The 17,259-nt window shown below is 69.6% G+C and carries 19 protein-coding genes; 12 read left to right on the forward strand and 7 right to left on the reverse strand.

Features of this window, described 5'->3' with window-relative positions; all coding sequences use genetic code 11:
- Positions 1-55 precede the first annotated feature (55 nt).
- From Y710_RS11865 to purE, 6 genes are all read left to right on the forward strand, one after another.
- Positions 56-1,288, forward strand: coding sequence for a 5-(carboxyamino)imidazole ribonucleotide synthase (locus Y710_RS11865; protein ID WP_082781300.1), 1,233 nt, complete (start codon positions 56-58; stop codon positions 1,286-1,288).
- 94 nt (positions 1,289-1,382) lie between these two features.
- Positions 1,383-1,907: a toxin-antitoxin system HicB family antitoxin gene (locus Y710_RS11870; protein WP_231650230.1), complete on the forward strand. Its 525-nt coding sequence runs from the start codon at positions 1,383-1,385 to the stop codon at positions 1,905-1,907.
- Positions 1,908-1,992: 85 nt separating this feature from the next.
- Positions 1,993-2,883, forward strand: coding sequence for a DUF4097 family beta strand repeat-containing protein (locus Y710_RS11875; protein ID WP_006896469.1), 891 nt, complete (start codon positions 1,993-1,995; stop codon positions 2,881-2,883).
- Entirely contained in the window at positions 2,880-3,665 is a 786-nt protein-coding gene (locus tag Y710_RS11880; protein WP_006896468.1) for an ABC transporter ATP-binding protein, read from the forward strand. The genes Y710_RS11875 and Y710_RS11880 overlap by 4 nt, the downstream gene beginning before the upstream one ends.
- A complete protein-coding gene (locus Y710_RS11885; RefSeq protein WP_062367545.1) occupies positions 3,662-4,432 on the forward strand; it encodes an ABC transporter permease in 771 nt (256 codons plus the stop codon). Before Y710_RS11880 ends, Y710_RS11885 begins: the two co-directional genes overlap by 4 nt.
- Before the next feature lie 130 nt (positions 4,433-4,562).
- Positions 4,563-5,084 carry a 5-(carboxyamino)imidazole ribonucleotide mutase gene (gene purE, locus Y710_RS11890; protein ID WP_062367546.1) on the forward strand — a complete coding sequence of 174 codons (522 nt, stop codon included), beginning with the start codon at positions 4,563-4,565 and terminating at the stop codon, positions 5,082-5,084.
- A gap of 7 nt (positions 5,085-5,091) precedes the next feature.
- Here the strand turns inward: purE and Y710_RS11895 are convergent, their stop codons facing one another.
- From Y710_RS11895 to Y710_RS11910, 4 genes are read right to left on the reverse strand one after another with little or no spacing between them, the layout of a single operon-like run.
- Positions 5,092-6,102 carry an NAD(P)H-dependent flavin oxidoreductase gene (locus Y710_RS11895; protein WP_045538619.1) on the reverse strand — a complete coding sequence of 337 codons (1,011 nt, stop codon included), beginning with the start codon at positions 6,100-6,102 and terminating at the stop codon, positions 5,092-5,094.
- 3 nt (positions 6,103-6,105) lie between these two features.
- On the reverse strand, positions 6,106-6,804 hold the full coding sequence (locus tag Y710_RS11900) for a GNAT family N-acetyltransferase (RefSeq protein ID WP_062367547.1): 699 nt from the start codon (positions 6,802-6,804) through the stop codon (positions 6,106-6,108).
- Positions 6,801-7,619 (reverse strand): dienelactone hydrolase family protein, encoded by an 819-nt coding sequence (locus Y710_RS11905; protein WP_006896463.1) that lies wholly within the window; start codon positions 7,617-7,619, stop codon positions 6,801-6,803. Before Y710_RS11905 ends, Y710_RS11900 begins: the two co-directional genes overlap by 4 nt.
- Positions 7,616-7,990 carry a nitroreductase family deazaflavin-dependent oxidoreductase gene (locus tag Y710_RS11910; RefSeq protein WP_006896462.1) on the reverse strand — a complete coding sequence of 125 codons (375 nt, stop codon included), beginning with the start codon at positions 7,988-7,990 and terminating at the stop codon, positions 7,616-7,618. The genes Y710_RS11905 and Y710_RS11910 overlap by 4 nt, the downstream gene beginning before the upstream one ends.
- 78 nt (positions 7,991-8,068) lie before the next feature.
- Between Y710_RS11910 and Y710_RS11915 the strand changes: the two genes are divergently transcribed.
- Complete coding sequence (locus tag Y710_RS11915; RefSeq protein ID WP_006896461.1) at positions 8,069-8,776, forward strand: TetR/AcrR family transcriptional regulator; 708 nt, start codon at positions 8,069-8,071, stop codon at positions 8,774-8,776.
- A 68-nt stretch (positions 8,777-8,844) separates the two neighbouring features.
- On the forward strand, positions 8,845-10,014 hold the full coding sequence (locus Y710_RS11920; protein ID WP_006896460.1) for an acyl-CoA dehydrogenase: 1,170 nt from the start codon (positions 8,845-8,847) through the stop codon (positions 10,012-10,014).
- Between the two features lie 87 nt (positions 10,015-10,101).
- Here the strand turns inward: Y710_RS11920 and Y710_RS11925 are convergent, their stop codons facing one another.
- Together Y710_RS11925 and Y710_RS11930 are read right to left on the reverse strand one after the other, a co-directional pair.
- Positions 10,102-10,797 carry a TIGR03089 family protein gene (locus tag Y710_RS11925; RefSeq protein WP_006896459.1) on the reverse strand — a complete coding sequence of 232 codons (696 nt, stop codon included), beginning with the start codon at positions 10,795-10,797 and terminating at the stop codon, positions 10,102-10,104.
- A gap of 44 nt (positions 10,798-10,841) precedes the next feature.
- Complete coding sequence (locus Y710_RS11930) at positions 10,842-12,602, reverse strand: LCP family protein (RefSeq protein ID WP_006896458.1); 1,761 nt, start codon at positions 12,600-12,602, stop codon at positions 10,842-10,844.
- A 168-nt stretch (positions 12,603-12,770) separates the two neighbouring features.
- On the opposite strand from Y710_RS11930, the gene rfbD reads away from it, so the two are divergent.
- From rfbD to Y710_RS11945, 3 genes are read left to right on the forward strand one after another with little or no spacing between them, the layout of a single operon-like run.
- Complete coding sequence (rfbD, locus tag Y710_RS11935) at positions 12,771-13,679, forward strand: dTDP-4-dehydrorhamnose reductase (protein WP_062367548.1); 909 nt, start codon at positions 12,771-12,773, stop codon at positions 13,677-13,679.
- Between the two features lie 9 nt (positions 13,680-13,688).
- The gene (locus Y710_RS11940; RefSeq protein WP_006896456.1) at positions 13,689-14,570 is read left to right on the forward strand and encodes a glycosyltransferase family 2 protein; all 882 of its coding nucleotides are present in this window, start codon (positions 13,689-13,691) and stop codon (positions 14,568-14,570) included.
- Between the two features lie 38 nt (positions 14,571-14,608).
- Positions 14,609-15,682, forward strand: coding sequence for a mannose-1-phosphate guanylyltransferase (locus Y710_RS11945; protein WP_006896455.1), 1,074 nt, complete (start codon positions 14,609-14,611; stop codon positions 15,680-15,682).
- A 24-nt stretch (positions 15,683-15,706) separates the two neighbouring features.
- On the opposite strand, the gene Y710_RS11950 is transcribed toward Y710_RS11945, so the two are convergent.
- On the reverse strand, positions 15,707-16,348 hold the full coding sequence (locus Y710_RS11950) for an O-methyltransferase (RefSeq protein WP_006896454.1): 642 nt from the start codon (positions 16,346-16,348) through the stop codon (positions 15,707-15,709).
- 220 nt (positions 16,349-16,568) lie between these two features.
- Between Y710_RS11950 and sigE the strand changes: the two genes are divergently transcribed.
- Positions 16,569-17,192 (forward strand): RNA polymerase sigma factor SigE, encoded by a 624-nt coding sequence (sigE, locus tag Y710_RS11955; protein WP_006896453.1) that lies wholly within the window; start codon positions 16,569-16,571, stop codon positions 17,190-17,192.
- The last annotated feature ends 67 nt before the right edge of the window (positions 17,193-17,259 follow it).

Genomic DNA, 17,259 nt, shown 5'->3' on the forward strand with positions numbered 1-17,259 from the left:
GTCACCGACCGGCCGGGGTGCGCGTGTCCGCGGCCGGGCATGACAACATTGAACGGTGACTTCCAGCCCAGACCGACGTTCCAGCGGCATGCCCACCGTGACCATGATCGGCGGTGGTCAGTTGGCCCGAATGACCCATCAGTCGGCCATCGCCCTCGGTCAGTGCCTGCGGGTTCTGGCGGGCAGCGCCGACGAGCCGGCCGCGCAGGTGAGCGCGAACGTGGTGCTCGGCTCGCACGATGATCTCGACGCCCTCCGCGCCGCCGCCGAAGGGGCGGTCGCGCTCACCTTCGATCACGAGGGAGTTCCGCTCGCTCACCTCGAAGCGCTCGAGGCCGAGGGCGTCGCGGTGCGCCCGCCGTCGAAGGCGCTGCACTTCGCACAGGACAAGCTGGCCATGCGGACCAAACTGTCGGAACTGGGCCTCCCGGTTCCCGACTTCGTCGACCTGTCGGGCGAGGTCGGCGCGGCGCGCTCCGCGCTGATCGCCTTCGGCGAGTCCCACGACTGGCAGGTGGTTCTGAAGGCGGTCCGAGGCGGTTACGACGGTCGCGGAGTGTGGCTCACCGACAACCGCGACGAAGCGTTGCGCGTCTTCGACGACACCTCCTCGGGCGACACCGTGCTCATGGCGGAGCAGAAGGTGGCGATGGTGCGCGAGCTGTCGGCGATGGTGGCACGGTCGCCGTACGGACAGGGCGCCGCGTGGCCGGTCGTCGAAACCGTCCAGCGCAACGGCCAGTGCGCCGTCGTTCTGGCTCCGGCTCCGGGCCTGGACGCCGATGTCGCTCAGCAGGCGCAGCAGATGTCGCTCACGCTGGCCGAGGAACTGGGCGCGGTGGGCGCCATGGCGATGGAGCTGTTCGAGACGACGGACGGCGAACTGGTGGTCAACGAGCTCGCGATGCGCCCGCACAACAGCGGTCACTGGACCATGGACGGCGCCGTCACCTCGCAGTTCGAACAGCATCTGCGCGCGGTTCTCGACTACCCGCTCGGCGATACCGCGGCGCGCGCCGACGTAGTCGTGATGGCCAACATCCTGGGGGCGCCGGAGGCTCCGCAGATGTCGATGGACGAGCGCCTGCATCATCTGTTCGCCCGGATGCCCGAGGCCAAGGTCCATCTGTACGGGAAGGGCGAGCGGCCCGATCGCAAGATCGGACACGTCAATGTCGTAGGACGTCCGGGTGAGGGCGTCGACGACGTCCGCGAACGGGCCGAGCGCGCCGCCCATTGGATGAGCGCGGCCGTGTGGACCGACGGCTGGGATCCGCACGCGGGCTAGTCGGACGCGGTGACACCATCGTGACGCTGCGGTCTCGGTGCGTGAACGAGGGTGTGAAACCGCCACGGGGTTGAATTGACACCATCGTGGTGTCATGATTGATGTCATGGACCTCGATCAGTACGTCGACGACCTTCAGCGCCGGTTCGGAGCCGCGGCGGAACGTGACCTCTCCGACGCCGCTGACAACGGGGTCGACGACGTCCGCGCCGCCGCGGAGCGTCTCGCGAACAGTATGGACGCCACCATCCGACTCGCCCTGCTCGATGTCCTGTCTGCGGCGGCCGGCGAGATCACTCGTGACCTGGTTCCCGGTTCGGTCGACCTCCGCCTGCGAGGGCGCGAGGTGGACTTCGTCGTCGCAACGCCGCGCACCACCGACGATGCCGACTCGGAGTCCGCGATCGGCGTCGACTTCGACGACACCACCAGCTCACGCACCACACTGCGACTCCCGGACGTCCTCAAGGCGCAGGTGGACGAAGCCGCGGCCGCCGAGGGCGTCTCGGTCAACACCTGGCTGGTGCGCGCCGTCGCCTCAGCCCTGAATCCGCGCCGGCGACGATCCGTGCAGCGCGCGTTGCGCACCGGCGGCGACTTCGCCGGCTGGGCGCGCTGATCACTCTCCACACCTTCGCGAACGATCCCCATCACCCCGTCTCGACCACGGGGTCGGTCGACTGCACCCTCCGGAAGGCTCTCCCATGCCCACCTACCGCACCCCAGAACCCGTCGATCTCGCCGTGAACCTGCCGCTCGGCCACATCGACGTCATCGCGAGCGACCGCACCGACGCCGTCGTGACCGTATCGCCCAGTAACCCGGACAAACCCGCCGATCAGCGCGGTGCGGCAGCGACCACCGTCGAGTTCGACGGCCGCCGAATCACCGTCCTCGGACCGCGTCCCAGGTTCCGCTTCCTCGGCCCCTCCGAGTCGGTGGACATCACGGTCGAACTCCCGGAGGGCTCGCGATTCACCGCCGAATGCTCCACGGGGGGTGTCCGCGCCACCGGCAGGCTGGCCGCGACCCGGGTGAAGGCGTCCGTCGGTGCCGTCGACCTCGACGCCACCGGCGACCTGTGGCTGCACGCCGCGTACGGCAACGCCACCGTCGGCACGGTAGACGGGTCGGCCGAGGTCGTCGCGGGGCACGGGCAGATCCGGATCGGCACCGTCGCCGGCGACGCCGCACTGAAGTCGTCGTACGGCAGCGTCCACCTCGGCACGGCGCACGCCGCCGTCGAAGCCAATCTCTCGTACGGCGACCTGCACATCGACGGTTCGGCGTCGTCGGTCACCGCGCGCACCGCGTACGGAAGCGTCACCGTCGGTGAGGCGCGCGGCGGCGCTCTCGACCTGGAGAGCAGCTTCGGGACGATCGTCGTCGGCGTCGCCGACGGGGTTCCCGCCTGGCTCGACCTCTCGTCCACTCAAGGACAGCTGCGCAACCGTCTCGACGGTTCCACCGTCCCGTCGACCGGTGAGCATGTGTCCATTCGCGCGCGAACGTCATACGGCGACATCGAGATTCGGCGCGCCCACTCGGTTTCAGACAGCGCTCGCTCAGTCGAAGACGAAGGAACACGGTCATGACCACGACCATCGCTCCGCCCGCGATCAGGATCCGCGGAATCGAGAAGTCCTATGACGGCCGTTCTGTGCTGCGCGGGGTCGACCTCGACGTCGAGGCGGGCAGCGTCGTCGCACTCCTGGGCGCTAACGGTGCAGGCAAGACGACGCTCGTCCGCATCCTCTCGACGTTGACGCGGCCCGACGCAGGCACCGCCGTCGTCGGCGGCCACGACCTCGCGACCGAGCCCCTCGAGGTTCGCCGGTCGATCAGCCTGACGGGTCAGTTCGCCGCCGTCGACGAGGTACTGACCGGCCGCGAGAACCTGATGCTCATCGCCCGCCTGCGCCACGTGCACGGCCCCGGCGCCGTCGCGGACGGCCTGCTCGAGCGCTTCCGGCTCACCGACGCCGGCGGACGCGCCGTCGCCACGTACTCGGGCGGCATGAGGCGTCGTCTCGACATCGCCATGAGCCTGATCGGTGATCCGTCCGTCATCTTCCTGGACGAACCGACCACCGGACTGGACCCCGAAGCCCGCATCGACGTGTGGGACACCGTCCGCGAACTCGCCGGCCGCGGCACCGCGATCCTCCTGACCACCCAGTATCTCGAGGAGGCCGAACAACACGCCGACCGCACCGCCGTGCTGCACGACGGCCGGATCATCGCGAACGGCACACTCGCCGAACTGAAGCGACTGCTTCCGCCGACCAAGGTCGAATACGTCGAGAAGCAGCCCACCCTCGAGGAGATCTTCCTCGCGCTCACCAGACACCGCACCGAGAACGAAGGCCGGTCATGACCACACACGTCCTCAGCGACACCGGCGCCCTCCTGGGTCGCTCGCTCAAGCACGTCACGCGCAGTGTCGACACCATCGTCACCACCGCGCTCACCCCGATCGCCATGATGCTCCTGTTCGTCTACGTCTTCGGCGGAGCCATCAAGGCGAGCACCGGAACTGCGAGTTACGTCGACTACCTGCTTCCCGGAATCCTGCTGATGGCCATCGCCTCGGGCGTCGCGTACACGGCACTGCGCCTGTTCGACGACCTTCAGAGCGGGCTGTTCGAGCGCTTCGGATCGATGCCGATCGCTCGCGTCGCCGTCCTCTGGGCCCACGTCCTCACCTCGATGGCGGCGAACGCGGTCACGGTGGTCATCATCATCGCGGTCGGACTGGCGATGGGTTTCCGATCGTCCGCGGGACCGCTCGCCTGGCTCGCAGTCGCCGGCATCCTCGCCCTCTTCACGCTGTCGTTGACGTGGATCGCGGTCGTCGCGGGACTGGCCGCCAAGACCGTCGACGGTGCGACCGGGTTCTCGTACCCGCTCATCTTCCTGCCCTTCGTCAGCTCCGCGTTCGTCCCGACCTACACCATGCCCACCCCGGTGCGGGTCTTCGCCGAGCACCAGCCGGTGACCTCCATCGTCGACACCGTCTCCGCGCTGCTCGGCGAGCAGCCCGTCGCCACCGCCGACCTCGTGGCCGCGCTCGCGTGGTGCATCGGGATCGGCGCCATCGCCTACGCGGCGGCGATTCGCCTCTACCGCCGCAAGATCCGGTGATCGCGAAGACGCCGGCCGCCCGCCTTCGAGCCGCTTTCACACCGTGTCGGGGACGACAGCCGGCGTCACCGCGCACGGTTGCCTCGCCTACGCTGTTGAGAATCAGCCCCCGAGAACCTTGGAGACGTCGATGACCGCACCCGCCACCGTGCCCGCACCCCGAGTCGGCCTCATCATGGGCAGTGACTCCGACTGGCCGACGATGCAGGCCGCGGCGGAGGCGCTCGCCGAGTTCGGCATACCGTTCGAGGTCGGCGTGGTCTCGGCGCACCGCACCCCCCAGCGGATGCTCGACTACGCGAAGAACGCCGCGGGACGCGGTATCTCGGTGATCATCGCCGGTGCCGGTGGCGCCGCTCATCTGCCGGGCATGGTCGCGGCGGCCACACCGCTACCGGTGATCGGGGTGCCCGTTCCCCTGAAGTACCTCGACGGGATGGACTCACTGCTGTCGATCGTGCAGATGCCGGCCGGCGTGCCGGTCGCGACGGTGTCGATCGGCGGCGCCCGGAACGCGGGTCTGCTGGCCGCACGCATCCTCGGAGCCTCCGATCCGGCCGTTCAGAGTGCGATGGCGAAGTTCCAAGCCGGACTGGAGGAGATGGTCCTCGAGAAGGACGAGAAGCTGCGCAGGACCCTGCTCGACGGCTGACCGACCGCTACGGGCTCAATGCGGCCACCACGTCGGCCGCCGGGACCGCCTGAGCAGCCCGGAAGCCGGTCCCGGCCCAGAGATTGATGACGTCCGGGTCGGTGGAACCGGCCCGGCGTATACCGCCGGTGAGAGTGTTGACCTGGGGATACACCGGCGGTGCCGCATCACTGTAGGCGGCGATGAACTCGTTCACCAGGCCACGCGCCAAGCGGCCCGAGTACGCCCGGGTGGTGACGGTCTCGGTGAAGCGCGGGTCGGCGAGGGCGTCCCGGTGCGCCTGTTTGGTGCCGGCCTCGGGGCAGCGGAGCAGAAGCGTCCCCACCTGCACGGCGGCGGCGCCCGCCTCGAGCAGTGCGATCACGTCGTCGCGGGAGGCGACGCCGCCCGCAGCGATCACCGGCAGGCCCGCCGCGTCAGCAACACCGGTGAGGAGGGGCAGCGTGTCGATGCCCGGGTCGGCGTCGAGGATGCCGAACGTGCCGCGGTGTCCGCCCGCCGACACGCCCTGGGCGCAGAGCGCGTCCACTCCGGACTCTCGCGCGATCAGCGCCTCGTCGACACAGGTGACGGTCCCGACCACGAAGACCTCCGCGGCGTGCAGTCGTGCCACCGTGGCGGCGTCGGGACAGCCGAAGGTGAACGAGGCGACGGGCACGCGCTCGTCGATCAGCACCTGGACCTTGGCGTCGAAGTGGTCGTCGGTGAACGGAACGTGCTCGGGCAGCGGTGCGCCCAGCCGCTCGGCGAGCGGGGCGAGCCGGTCGCGGTACTCGGCGAAGGCCGCTTCGTCGAACGGGATCTCCTCGGGCACGAACAGATTGACGCCGAACGGCGCATCGGTCAGCGCGGCGATCGCGCGGATGTCCTCACGGAGTCGTTCGGGCGTGAGATAGGCGCCACCGTAGAAGCCGAGACCACCCGCGCCGGAGACGGCTGCGGTGAGTTCCGGCGTCGACGTGCCTCCGGCCATCGGAGCGCCCGCGATCGGAACGCCGAGCAGACCGAGATCGAACATCATTCACTCTCCTTTCGGAACCCGGACGATCTCCAGGCTCACCTCGCTGCGCAGGACGAATCCCATCGCCTCGTACAGGCTGCGCGCCGGATTCTCCGCCGTCGTGTGCAGAAAGGGCAGGTCGCCGTCGTCGACGATGACCTGAGCCACCGCGGCGACGAGTCTGCGTGCCAGTCCGCGTCCGCGTGCCTCCGGATGGGTGCACACCGCGCTGATCTCCACCCAGCCGGGAAGCCGCAGCCGCTGACCCGCCATGGCGAGCAGCCGGCCGTCGCCGTCCCGGTAGCCGAGGTAGACGCCCATCTCGACGGTGCGCGGGAGAAAGGGCCCGGGCTTGGTCAGTGTCACCAGCTCGGTCATCTCGGCCACGTCCGGCGGGCCGAGCCGGACGAGTTCCGGGTCGGGTCGCCGTTCGGTGTCCTCACCGGAGTACTGCACCAGATCGAAGGTCTCGACGTGCCGCCAACCCGGGGGCGCCGGGGTCCGGCAGTCGCGCAGGCCGACGGTGTTCCCGGGTCCGGCCAGCGCTGCCATGTCGACCCAGTCGGCGTCGGTCATCTCGCGCGGATGACCGAAGAACACCGAGACCTCCGGCTCGAACGCACTGATGCGGCCGCGCCGCCGGGCGAACCGCTCCTGCTGCCCGGTCAGAGCGCAGGTGAACGGATCGTCGAGCGGCGTCAGATCGACGGTGCCCGTCATTCGACTTCCAGCTTCCGGCGGAAGAACGCGATGACCGCCTCGAGCGTGTCGTGCGTCGGCTGTCCGGGTTGGTCGATCAGGTGCTCGGTGAGCACCGAGTGCGGCGGAATCAACGCGTCCGGGGCAGCGGCGTCGTCGGGCAGGTCGACGCCGATGAAGGCGTCGCCGAGCTGTTCTCGCAGAAAATCGAAGCGGCTGCCCGGGACCAGCCGGTCGCCCTCGAACCGGGCACCCATCACCTGCAGTCCCCGCGCGCAGCGGACCTTAACGGTCTCCAGATCGCCGGGCGAGATGTCGATGGTCCTGCGCCGTGCGGGCGTGAGGCCCACCGGCAGCGAGGGCTGCGACAGCACGGGCGCCAGCATGGTGTCGTCGACCGCCATCGCGAGTGCGAAGCCGCCGGTGACGCACATGCCGACGGCGCCCACGCCGGGGCCGCCGCACTCGGCGTGGGCCCGTCGCGCGAGGGCACGCAGCCAGGACACCACCGGCGACGACCGTCCCGTGGCGAAGACGGTGAACTCGCGGCTGACGCATACCCGGCCGAGCGCTCGGGCCATCAGCGCACCGGTCCGGGCCGGTCCGGTCACACCGCCGGGGAACGGATCGGCACCGTCGACGCCGAACAGCGAGGGGACGTACACCGTGCAGCCCGCGTCGCTGACCCGGCGGGCGAAGGCGGCGACCTTCGGTGTGATGCCGGGGATCTCGGGGATCACGATCACCGCCGGGCCCGATCCGCGGCGGTAGTACCGGTGGGTGACGCCGTCGTCGGTGAACTCTGCGCGGTCGAAGCCGTCGAGTGCGTCGGTCATGCTTCGACGAGGCGGCCGTAGAGCACCGATTCGGACAGCTTGGCCGGAATCCGAGCGGACTTCACGACGTCGGGGGAGTCGGACGGGATCACCCGCACGCCGGCCACCTTCAGCTCCCTACCGCTGCGGACGAGCGTGAACTCGCCGGCGGCGAGCACGTTCTTGACCCAGTCGGAGTCGGCGCCGTAGTTCAGCGCGATGCTGATGCGGCCGGCGTCGACGAAGGCCAGGACCGGCGTGCGGTAGCGGCGGTTCGACTTGCGCCCGACGTGTTCGACGATCGCCCACGGCGCGATCCGTCCCGCCCACACTCCTTGGATCGGATTGGTCACGTACTTGTTGACGAGCGCCACGGCATGCGGAACCTTCATGTGCTCCAGCTTGCCGTATCGACGGGCGGTCGGCGAGGCCGAGGCATGAGGCGAGGGGATCTGCGCGATAATGTCGGCATGGCGACGACCGACCAGGTGCACACCGATCCCGCGGAGTTCGCCGCGCACGTGGTGGCGGAATCGATCCGCCTGTTCTCCGAACGCGGCTACGAAGCCACACCGGTCGACGAGGTCGCCGCCGCCGCCGGCGTGTCGCGCCGGACCCTGTTCCGGCAGTTCCGGTCCAAAGAGGACCTCATCTTCGCCGACCATGAGTCCCTGCTCGAACAGGTCACCGACTTGCTGCGAGGCGAGGAAGAGGCGGGCACCGATCCCTGGTGGGCGGTGTGTGCCGCGGCCGAGCTCGTCTTCGCGCACTTCGCGACGCTCCGCGATCTCGCGGTCCGGCGCTATCAGGTGGTGGCGCGGGTGCCTGCCTTGCGCGACCGGGAGCTGGTCACCACCTACCGCTATCAGCGCAAGTTCGAGGAGTTCCTCCGCCGCGCTCTGCCGGATGTGCCGCGGGTGCGGATCGTGGCCTTCGCCGCCGCCGTGACCGGCGCCCACAACTATCTGTTGCGGTCGATGGTCCGCGGCGACGAGAACGCCACCGCCGAGACCCTGCGGCGGGAGTTGCTCGCGATCTACGGCGTGGTCGGTGAGTACGCCGATCCGTCGTCGGCCTCCGCTCCCGAGGTCGCGGTGGTCAGCTTTCCGGCCGGGACCACGCCCGATGAGGTCGCGGAGGCGGTGCGGAGGCGATTGACGCGGCACCCAGTGCCGTGATGCACTTATCGAGAAGACGATCACGGCACTGAGTGACAGGGCTCGTAGCGCCGGTTTAAGGAGAAACGATGGGCAAGTTCGGGAACCCCGATTTCGACCTCTTCCAGCTCCCGGAGGAGCACCAGGCGCTGCGCGAGGCCATCCGCGCGCTCGCCGAGAAGGAGATCGCACCGCACGCCAAGGACGTCGACGAGAAGGCTCGCTTCCCGGAGGAGGCGCGCGCCGCACTCGTGGCCAGCGGCTTCAACGCGGTGCACGTTCCCGAGCAGTTCGACGGGCAGGGTGCGGACTCGGTCGCGGCCTGCATCGTGATCGAAGAGGTTGCGCGCGTGGACGTCTCGGCGTCGCTGATCCCCGCGGTCAACAAGCTCGGCACCATGGGCCTGATCCTGTCGGGCTCGGACGAGCTCAAGGCCAAGGTGCTGCCGTCGATCGCCTCGGGTGAGGCCATGGCGTCGTACGCACTGTCGGAGCGCGAGGCCGGATCGGACGCCGCCTCGATGAAGACGCGCGCCCGCAAGGACGGCGACAGCTGGGTGCTCAACGGCTCCAAGTGCTGGATCACCAACGGCGGCAAGTCCACCTGGTACACCGTCATGGCGGTCACCGACCCGGAGAAGGGCGCCAACGGCATCTCCGCGTTCATGGTCCACAAGGACGACCCCGGCTTCACGGTGGGCCCGCTGGAGCACAAGCTCGGAATCAAGGGCAGCCCCACCGCGGAGCTGTACTTCGAGAACTGCACCATCCCCTCCGACCGGATCATCGGCGACGAGGGCACCGGCTTCAAGACCGCTCTGGCCACCCTGGATCACACCCGTCCCACCATCGGCGCGCAGGCCGTCGGCGTGGCGCAGGGCGCCCTCGACGCGGCCATCGCGTACGTCAAGGACCGCAAGCAGTTCGGCAAGACCATCAGCCAGTTCCAGGGCGTCGAGTTCATGCTCGCCGACATGGCGATGAAGGTGGAGGCCGCGCGCCTGATGGTCTACACCGCCGCCGCTCGTGCCGAGCGCGGCGAGGGCAACCTCGGCTTCATCAGCTCGGCGTCCAAGTGCCTGGCGTCGGATGTCGCGATGGAGGTCACGACCGACGCCGTTCAGCTCTTCGGCGGTGCGGGATACACCACCGACTTCCCGGTCGAGCGCATGATGCGCGATGCCAAGATCACCCAGATCTACGAGGGCACCAACCAGATCCAGCGCGTCGTCATGAGCCGCGCGCTGCTGCGCGGCTGAACCCGGCCGGACCGTCGAATGCGCGGGCCGGCCGCCGTCCCGACCGAGAGGTCAGCGGGTGGCGGTCGGCCCGCGCATTCGTCTCGGTCAGGTCCGGACGACGGTCGCCTTCTCGGTCTCGGCGATCGCCCGCAGACGGGAGTCCTCGACGCCCCCCGCGACGACGACGAGAGACGCCCCGGACAACAGCGGAGCGGCGAGGTTCGCGACGACGTCGGTCACAGTGCGCCATCCGCGGGTGCTGAGCAGTCGGTCGGCCGGATCGAGCCCGCCGTCGGCGGCCGAGAGCACCTGCGCCACCGTCACCTCGTCGACGGCGTCCCGCCCGGAACCCGCCGGGACGAACTGGTCACCGTGCGCGCGCACCGACTCGCCGAAGTCCTCGACGCCGACCGGGAGGTCGCGCACACCCATGGCGAACGGATCCAGGGGAACCGCGATCACCTCGTCGGTGTCGTGCTCGTCGACTCGCTCCCGCGAGGTGAAGGTCGCGCGGTCGTCGGCCGCGTCGTCGCTCAGATCGACGGCGACGCCCGCCCACCACGCACCGAGCAGAACGGCCGCGGTCTGCCAGTGTTCCGGCAGATCCACCCGCACGCGGTCGCCGGGCGCCAGGCCCAGCCCGTCCCGCAGGTAGTTCGCGATCTTGGCGGCCCAGTTGCCCAGCGTCGCACCGGAGAGCTCGGTGCGCTCGCCGGTCGACTCGTTGTAGTAGGTCAGCATCGGCCGCGCATGGTCGGGCACGGCCGCGAAGATCGCGCCCGTGACGGTGTCGTGGCTCATCGAGTGTCCTCGCTTATCGTGTCCGGCTCCGGCGACCGCCGGAGCTAGTTGACGCAGACCGGTCCGTCGCCGTCGGCCTTGATGACCGGGGACGGGCGCTTGGACGACGGCGCCGCCGACGACCCCGAGTCCGAACCGCTGTCGCCGCCGGTGTCGGAGACCGCACCGAGACCGTAGTTGTAGGTGTTCGTCAGCACCAGCCGGAGCTTGTCCTCGGGGAGCGACGAGTCCTCGCGGATCTCGATGGGGCCCGCCTTGAGGTCCTTCACCAGTTGCTTGGCGCCCTCGTTGTCCTTCGAATCGGCGAAGATCAGCGAATCGAATTCGTTCATCGGTTTGCTCGACGTGGCGCCCTGCTGGTAGCCGAGGCCGCTCAGCAGCCGCATCAGGTTGGACGCCAGACCGTCCACGGTGCCCGCGTTCACCACGTCGACGGTGTAGTCCGAGCGGGGATTCTCCGATCCGGCCTTCGATGTGCGGCCGAGCTGCCGGTCGACGAAGGCGTGGACCGCCTGCGGGTCGACCTTCAGCACGCTCTGCGTCCCGTCATCGCTCCAGGCCTGATCGTCTTCGATCGGGATCGTCGTGAACTTCACGTTGCCGCCGGTGAGGTCCTTCAGATTCTCTGCGAACGAGAGGACGTCCCAGCCGTCGTCGATCATCACCGAGCGCGACACGGCATCCTGCAACTCCTGGAGCTTGCCCGCGTTGGTCAGTGTCTGCGTCGAGAGGATCTTCTGCGCCAGCGAAGCCATGTACACCTGCTGTCGCGTGATCCGGTCCAAGTCGCCGCGAGGAAGATCGTGGCGCTGCCGGACGAAGCTGAGCGCCTTCGGACCGTTCAGCGTCTGCCGGCCGGCGCGGAACTTGGCGCCCGAGAAGGGCTCGTCGACCGCATTCTTGAGACACACGTCCACTCCGCCGACGGCATCGGTGAGCAGCGCGAATCCCAGCAGTCCCACCTCCGCGTAGTGGTCGACGGTGATGCCGGTCAGATTCGCGACGGAATCGATCAGGGCCTTGCGCCCGGCCTTGGTCCCGTCCTTCTCCGCCTGCTCCTCGCTGGTGCCCTGCTCCACCTCGCGCTCGCGGACGCCCTCCTTGGTGGCGCCGTAGGCGGCGTTGATCTTGCTCATGCCGATCCCGGGGACGTCGACGTACGCATCGCGGGGGATCGAGATGGCGGTGGCCTTGGACCCGTCGGTCGGGATGCGCACCAGGACGATGGTGTCGGTGCTGGTGCTGACGTCGCCGCCCACCCGCAGCCATTTGAGCTCCTGCTCCGAGAGCGGGTTGCCCTTCGCATCCACTCGGGAGTCGGTGCCGACGAGGAGGATGTCGATGGCGCCGTCGTCACCGCCGCCGAGGCCGAGGTCTCCCAGCAGCGTGACGGCCCCGTTGAGGCTGCGCACTTTCGCCCAGCCCAGCCCCGTGACGACCAGTGTCATCACGGTGACGAGGGCGATCAGTGCCCGGCCGATGTTCTTCGGTGCGATCCCGGCGATCGGGCGGGTCGTCCAGAGTTTGAGGGCGGCGCGGAAGCTGCCCGGCGGTGGACCGGAGGGCCGCGTGCGTGTCCGGGCGCCGTGGCGCGCGCCCCGGTCCGTCTTGCTGCGGGGGTCGGTGCTGCGGGGGCGTCGGCGGGGCCGCGTGTGGATCTCCTCGGAGGTCCGGCGGGACCGGGTGCCCGCACCCGTGCGCGTCGGCACGGACCGCCGCGTCGAGGGCTCCCCGGCACGGCCGCCGGAAACGGCGTCGGCGTCGGTGTCCTCGGGCTCTGCCGAGCCGTCGCGTCGTGACTCCACCTGTCGCGATGTCCCTTCCGGTCGTCTCGGCTGCTGGTCTTCCGCAAGAATACTGATCGGGAGAGCCGTTGCCGGGGAGGCGCAGCCGGTGCCGGGCCCGGTGATCTGCAGCACTGCCCGCGACCGTGAGCTCCCGGCGGAGGTCCGGATGCACCAGGATGGTCACTCATGGGTTCGAATCGGGTGTACATCGTCGGCGCCTCCGGCCAGGTGGGATCGGCGCTCGCGTCGACGCGCGGCGGCCGGGAAGCGGTCATGCTGACCTCGTCCGATGTCGATGTGCGCGACGAGCGATCGGTTCGCGACGCGTTCGGTGGCCTTGCGCGCGGCGATGTGGTGATCAACACCGCGGCGTACACCGCCGTGGACGCCGCCGAGACCGACCGCGAGGCGGCGCACGCGGTGAACGCACTCGGTCCGGCCCATCTGGCGGCCGTCACCGGCGCGTCGGGGGCGCGACTCATCCATCTGTCCACCGACTACGTCTTCGCCCGCGACGACGCGGGCTCCGGCGACGCACCGCGACCCTTCGAACCCGGTGACGTCTCCGGTGAGCCGCCGACGGTGTACGGCGCCACCAAGCTCGCCGGCGAACGCGCCGCGCGCGAGGCCGATCCGCGGACGATCGTCGTGCGCACCGCGTGGGTGTTCACCGGCGGGTCCGCGGACAGCGACTTCGTCGCGACGATGGCCCGACTGGAGGCCGAGCGCGATACTCTGCGGGTGGTAGACGATCAGGTGGGATCGCCCACCTACGCGCGCGATCTCGCGGCCGGCCTGTGGGAACTCGCCGAACGGTGCGACGGGCCGAATCTGCGCGACGGCGCGACTCTGCACGCCACCAACGCCGGAACGGCCAGTTGGTGCGATCTGGCCCGCGCCGTGTTCGTCGAGCTCGGTGCCGACCCGGCCCGGGTCCAGGCGTGCACCACCGCGGAGTTCCCGCGCCCCGCGCCGCGGCCCGCGTACTCGGTGCTCTCCGGCGCGAGTTGGGCTGCCGCGGGTCTCACACCGCTGCGGAACTGGACGCTCGCCCTGCACGATGCGATCGCGGTCCGCACCCGGACGCTCGGTTAGTCTGAGCGCGTGACTGCCAGCTTCGCCGTCGTGACCGTGACCTATTCCTCGGGCGACTACCTCCACAACTTCCTTCGCACGCTGACGCGCGCATCGCGTGAGACGCCCGAAGTGATCATCGCCGACAACGGGTCCACCGACGGCGCACCGGAACAGGCGGCGGCCGACCACGACAACGTCACCCTGGTGCACACCGGCGGAAACATCGGCTACGGCGGCGCCGTGAACCGGGGAGTCGCGCAGATAGACGAGGACATCGAGTTCGTGGTGGTGGCCAACCCCGACGTCGAATGGTCGGAGGGCGCGATCGACGGACTGCTCGAGGCGGCGCGCCGCTGGCCGCGGGCCGCGAGTCTGGGGCCGCTGATCACCGAGCCCGACGGCACCGTGTACCCGTCCGCGCGCCGCGTCCCCGATCTGATCTCGGGCACCGGCCACGCGGTGCTCGGCACGGTCTGGAAGTCGAACCCCTGGACGGCTGCGTACCGCAACGACGACGCCGACCTCACCGAACGGCCGGTCGGCTGGCTCTCGGGCTCGTGTCTGCTCCTGCGGCGCGCGGCCTTCGACGCCATCGGCGGCTTCGACTCGCGCTACTTCATGTTCATGGAGGACGTCGACCTCGGCGACCGGCTGGGCCGGTCGGGGTGGCTCAACGTCTTCGTGCCGTCGGTGTCGGTGATGCACGCGAAGAGCCATTCGGTCAGCAGACATCCGGAGAAGATGATTCCGGCTCATCATGCGAGCGCCTATCGTTTCACCGCCGACCGGAATCCCGGCCCGTTGCGCGCGCCGATCCGCCTGGCGTTGCGGGCCGGGCTGGCGGTGCGATCGAAGATCGCTGTCGCCGCGGCCCTGCGTGAACAGCGCCGTACGGGAGGGCCCGCGTGAACAGCCGCGACACGAGTGTGGACAAGGAAGGAAACTCTGTGACCTCATCAGTTCAGGCACTGATCCTCGTCGGAGGAAAGGGCACGCGGCTGCGGCCGCTGACCCTGTCGGCGCCCAAGCCGATGCTCCCGACTGCGGGGACCCCGTTTCTGACTCACCTGCTGTCGCGGATCCGGGAGGCGGGGATCACCGACGTGGTCCTCGGCACCTCCTACCAGGCGCACGTCTTCTCCGACCACTACGGCGACGGTTCCGATCTGGGCCTGAATCTGACCTACGTCACGGAGAGCGAACCGCTGGGCACCGGCGGCGGCATCCGCAACGTCTACGACGAGCTGACCGCCGACACGGTGCTCGTGTTCAACGGCGACGTCCTCGGCGGCACCGACATCCGCGACGTGCTGTCGACGCACGAGCGCTCGGGTGCCGAAGTGACCCTGCACCTGGTCCGGGTCGGTGATCCGCGCGCCTTCGGCTGCGTGCCGACCGACGCCGACGGGCGGGTCACGGCGTTCCTGGAGAAGACTCAGGATCCGCCGACCAATCAGATCAACGCGGGCACCTACGTCTTCGACCGCAAGGTGATCGGCGAGATCCCGGCCGGTCGGCCGGTGTCGGTGGAGCGCGAGGTGTTCCCGTCGCTGCTCGCGCAGGGACGGCACATTCAGGCGCACGTCGACGACGCCTACTGGCGCGACATGGGGACTCCCGAGGACTTCGTCCGCGGTTCGGCGGACCTGGTCCGCGGCATCGCGCCGTCGCCCGCGCTGGCGAAGCCCTGCGGGGAGTCGCTCTCGCTCGACGGCGCCGACGTGGCGTCCGACGCCGTGCTGATCGGCGGCACCGTCGTCGGCCGCGGCGCGCGGGTCGGGTCGGGGGCACGGCTGGACGGCGCGGTGATCTTCGACGGCGCGTCGGTGGAGGCAGGAGCGGTGGTCGAGCGCAGCATCGTCGGGTTCGGCGCCACCGTCGGCGCGCATGCGCTGGTGCGCGACACCGTCATCGGCGACGGTGCACAGGTCGGTGCCCGATGCGAGCTGCTGCGCGGCGCGCGCGTATGGCCGGGAGTGCAGATCCCCGAGAGCGGAATCCGGTTCTCGACCGACGTGTGATCCCGAGCGCGATCGGCCGGCCGCTCAGGCCTTGGCGGCAGCGAGCAGACCCGTTCCCACCGGAATCACAGCGGGCAGCAGCCGGTCGTCCTCGGCGATGATCGACGCCGCCTCGCGCGCGGCCAGGGTCCGCGGATCGTCGGCCTCACGGTCGGCGATCGTGCCGTCGGCCGAGGCGTTGTTCACGACGACCAGTCCGCCCGGCCGGAGAATGCGGATCGCCTCGGTGACGAACAGGGGATAGCTCAGCGGTGCTCCGTCGACGAAGACGAGATCGTATGTCTCGTCGGCGAGCCGGGTGAGCACGTCGGTCGGCGCGCCGTTGATGAGCCGGGTGCGGCCGGGACCGATGTGCGCGTCGGCGAAGGTCTCGCGGGCGGCCCGGTGATGCTCGGGCTCGGGATCGATCGTGGTCAGGACGCCATTCTCGGGCATGCCCGCCAGCAGCCAGAGCCCGCTGACGCCGACTCCGGTGCCGATCTCGACCACGTGCGTCGACCCGGCGACCCGGGCCAGCAGCGACAGCAGCGCTCCGGTGGCGGGGGAGATCGCCGTGGCGCCGAGCTCCTCGGCGCGCATGCGGGCTTCGATCAGGGCCTCGTCCTCGATGATCGCGGCTTCGGCGTACTCGCTCAGGCTTGCGGCCGCGGCCGCTGTGTCACTCATGACATCGAGGGTGCCATACGGTCGTTGACCTGCGGTTGCGGGCACGCCGTCTGCGGGCCCGGTCTTCCTTATCAAACCCTCAGGACAGTAATAGGGGCACCACATTCAGGTGCGACAGGGTAGAGCGCAATGGTCCGGAATATCGATCGCGCCGGGCGCGTTGATCGGGGAGAATAGCCCTGACAGGCCCGGAGCGAGGAAAGGAACTGGCACCTACACGATGACCGTCCCGATGATCGGCAAAGCAGACCCCGACACCACCACCGGAGCGTTCCGCGGAACCGCGGGCTTCGACGCGACCGGCGATCGAGATCTGATGCCCTCGTGGGACGAGTTGGTGTCAGAGCACGCGGACCGGGTGTACCGGCTGGCGTACCGCCTCTCCGGAAATCAGCACGACGCCGAGGACCTCACCCAGGAGACCTTCATCCGGGTGTTCCGGTCGCTGACCAACTACAAGCCCGGCACCTTCGAGGGCTGGCTGCACCGCATCACGACGAATCTGTTCCTCGACATGGTCCGACGCCGCGCCAAGATCCGCATGGAGGCGCTGGAGCAGGACTACGACCGGATCCCCACCGACACCCCGGACCCGCAGCAGGCCTTCGCCGACGCCAACCTCGATCCCGATCTGCAGGCGGCCCTCGACTCGCTGGCGCCGGAGTTCCGCGCCGCCGTGGTCCTCTGCGACATCGAGGGACTCTCGTACGAGGAGGTCGGCGCCACGCTCGGGGTCAAGATGGGCACCGTCCGCAGCCGGATCCACCGCGGACGCCAGGGCATCCGCCAGTACCTGGCGGCTCGCGGCCACACCGACAGCCGCTCGGTCGCGGCCGCAGAGTGACCTCCGCGACCCTCTCCGGTTCTGTCGGCTACGCTGGACCGTGGCTCTGAATCGAGTTCGAGTGCAT

The organism is Gordonia sp. QH-12 (assembly GCF_001578675.1).
Lineage (GTDB): Bacteria > Actinomycetota > Actinomycetes > Mycobacteriales > Mycobacteriaceae > Gordonia > Gordonia sihwensis.

Bases quoted from the DNA above. Each gene is read 5' to 3' on its own strand.
- Y710_RS11870 (WP_231650230.1), top strand. From the start codon at position 1,383: ATGATTGATGTCATGGACCTCGATCAGTACGTCGACGACCTTCAGCGC.
- Y710_RS11875 (WP_006896469.1), top strand. From the start codon at position 1,993: ATGCCCACCTACCGCACCCCAGAACCCGTCGATCTCGCCGTGAACCTG.
- Y710_RS11880 (WP_006896468.1), top strand. From the start codon at position 2,880: ATGACCACGACCATCGCTCCGCCCGCGATCAGGATCCGCGGAATCGAG.
- Y710_RS11885 (WP_062367545.1), top strand. From the start codon at position 3,662: ATGACCACACACGTCCTCAGCGACACCGGCGCCCTCCTGGGTCGCTCG.
- purE (WP_062367546.1), top strand. From the start codon at position 4,563: ATGACCGCACCCGCCACCGTGCCCGCACCCCGAGTCGGCCTCATCATG.
- Y710_RS11895 (WP_045538619.1), bottom strand. From the start codon at position 6,102: ATGTTCGATCTCGGTCTGCTCGGCGTTCCGATCGCGGGCGCTCCGATG.
- Y710_RS11900 (WP_062367547.1), bottom strand. From the start codon at position 6,804: ATGACGGGCACCGTCGATCTGACGCCGCTCGACGATCCGTTCACCTGC.
- Y710_RS11905 (WP_006896463.1), bottom strand. From the start codon at position 7,619: ATGACCGACGCACTCGACGGCTTCGACCGCGCAGAGTTCACCGACGAC.
- Y710_RS11910 (WP_006896462.1), bottom strand. From the start codon at position 7,990: ATGAAGGTTCCGCATGCCGTGGCGCTCGTCAACAAGTACGTGACCAAT.
- Y710_RS11915 (WP_006896461.1), top strand. From the start codon at position 8,069: ATGGCGACGACCGACCAGGTGCACACCGATCCCGCGGAGTTCGCCGCG.
- Y710_RS11920 (WP_006896460.1), top strand. From the start codon at position 8,845: ATGGGCAAGTTCGGGAACCCCGATTTCGACCTCTTCCAGCTCCCGGAG.
- Y710_RS11925 (WP_006896459.1), bottom strand. From the start codon at position 10,797: ATGAGCCACGACACCGTCACGGGCGCGATCTTCGCGGCCGTGCCCGAC.
- rfbD (WP_062367548.1), top strand. From the start codon at position 12,771: ATGGGTTCGAATCGGGTGTACATCGTCGGCGCCTCCGGCCAGGTGGGA.
- Y710_RS11950 (WP_006896454.1), bottom strand. From the start codon at position 16,348: ATGAGTGACACAGCGGCCGCGGCCGCAAGCCTGAGCGAGTACGCCGAA.
- sigE (WP_006896453.1), top strand. From the start codon at position 16,569: ATGACCGTCCCGATGATCGGCAAAGCAGACCCCGACACCACCACCGGA.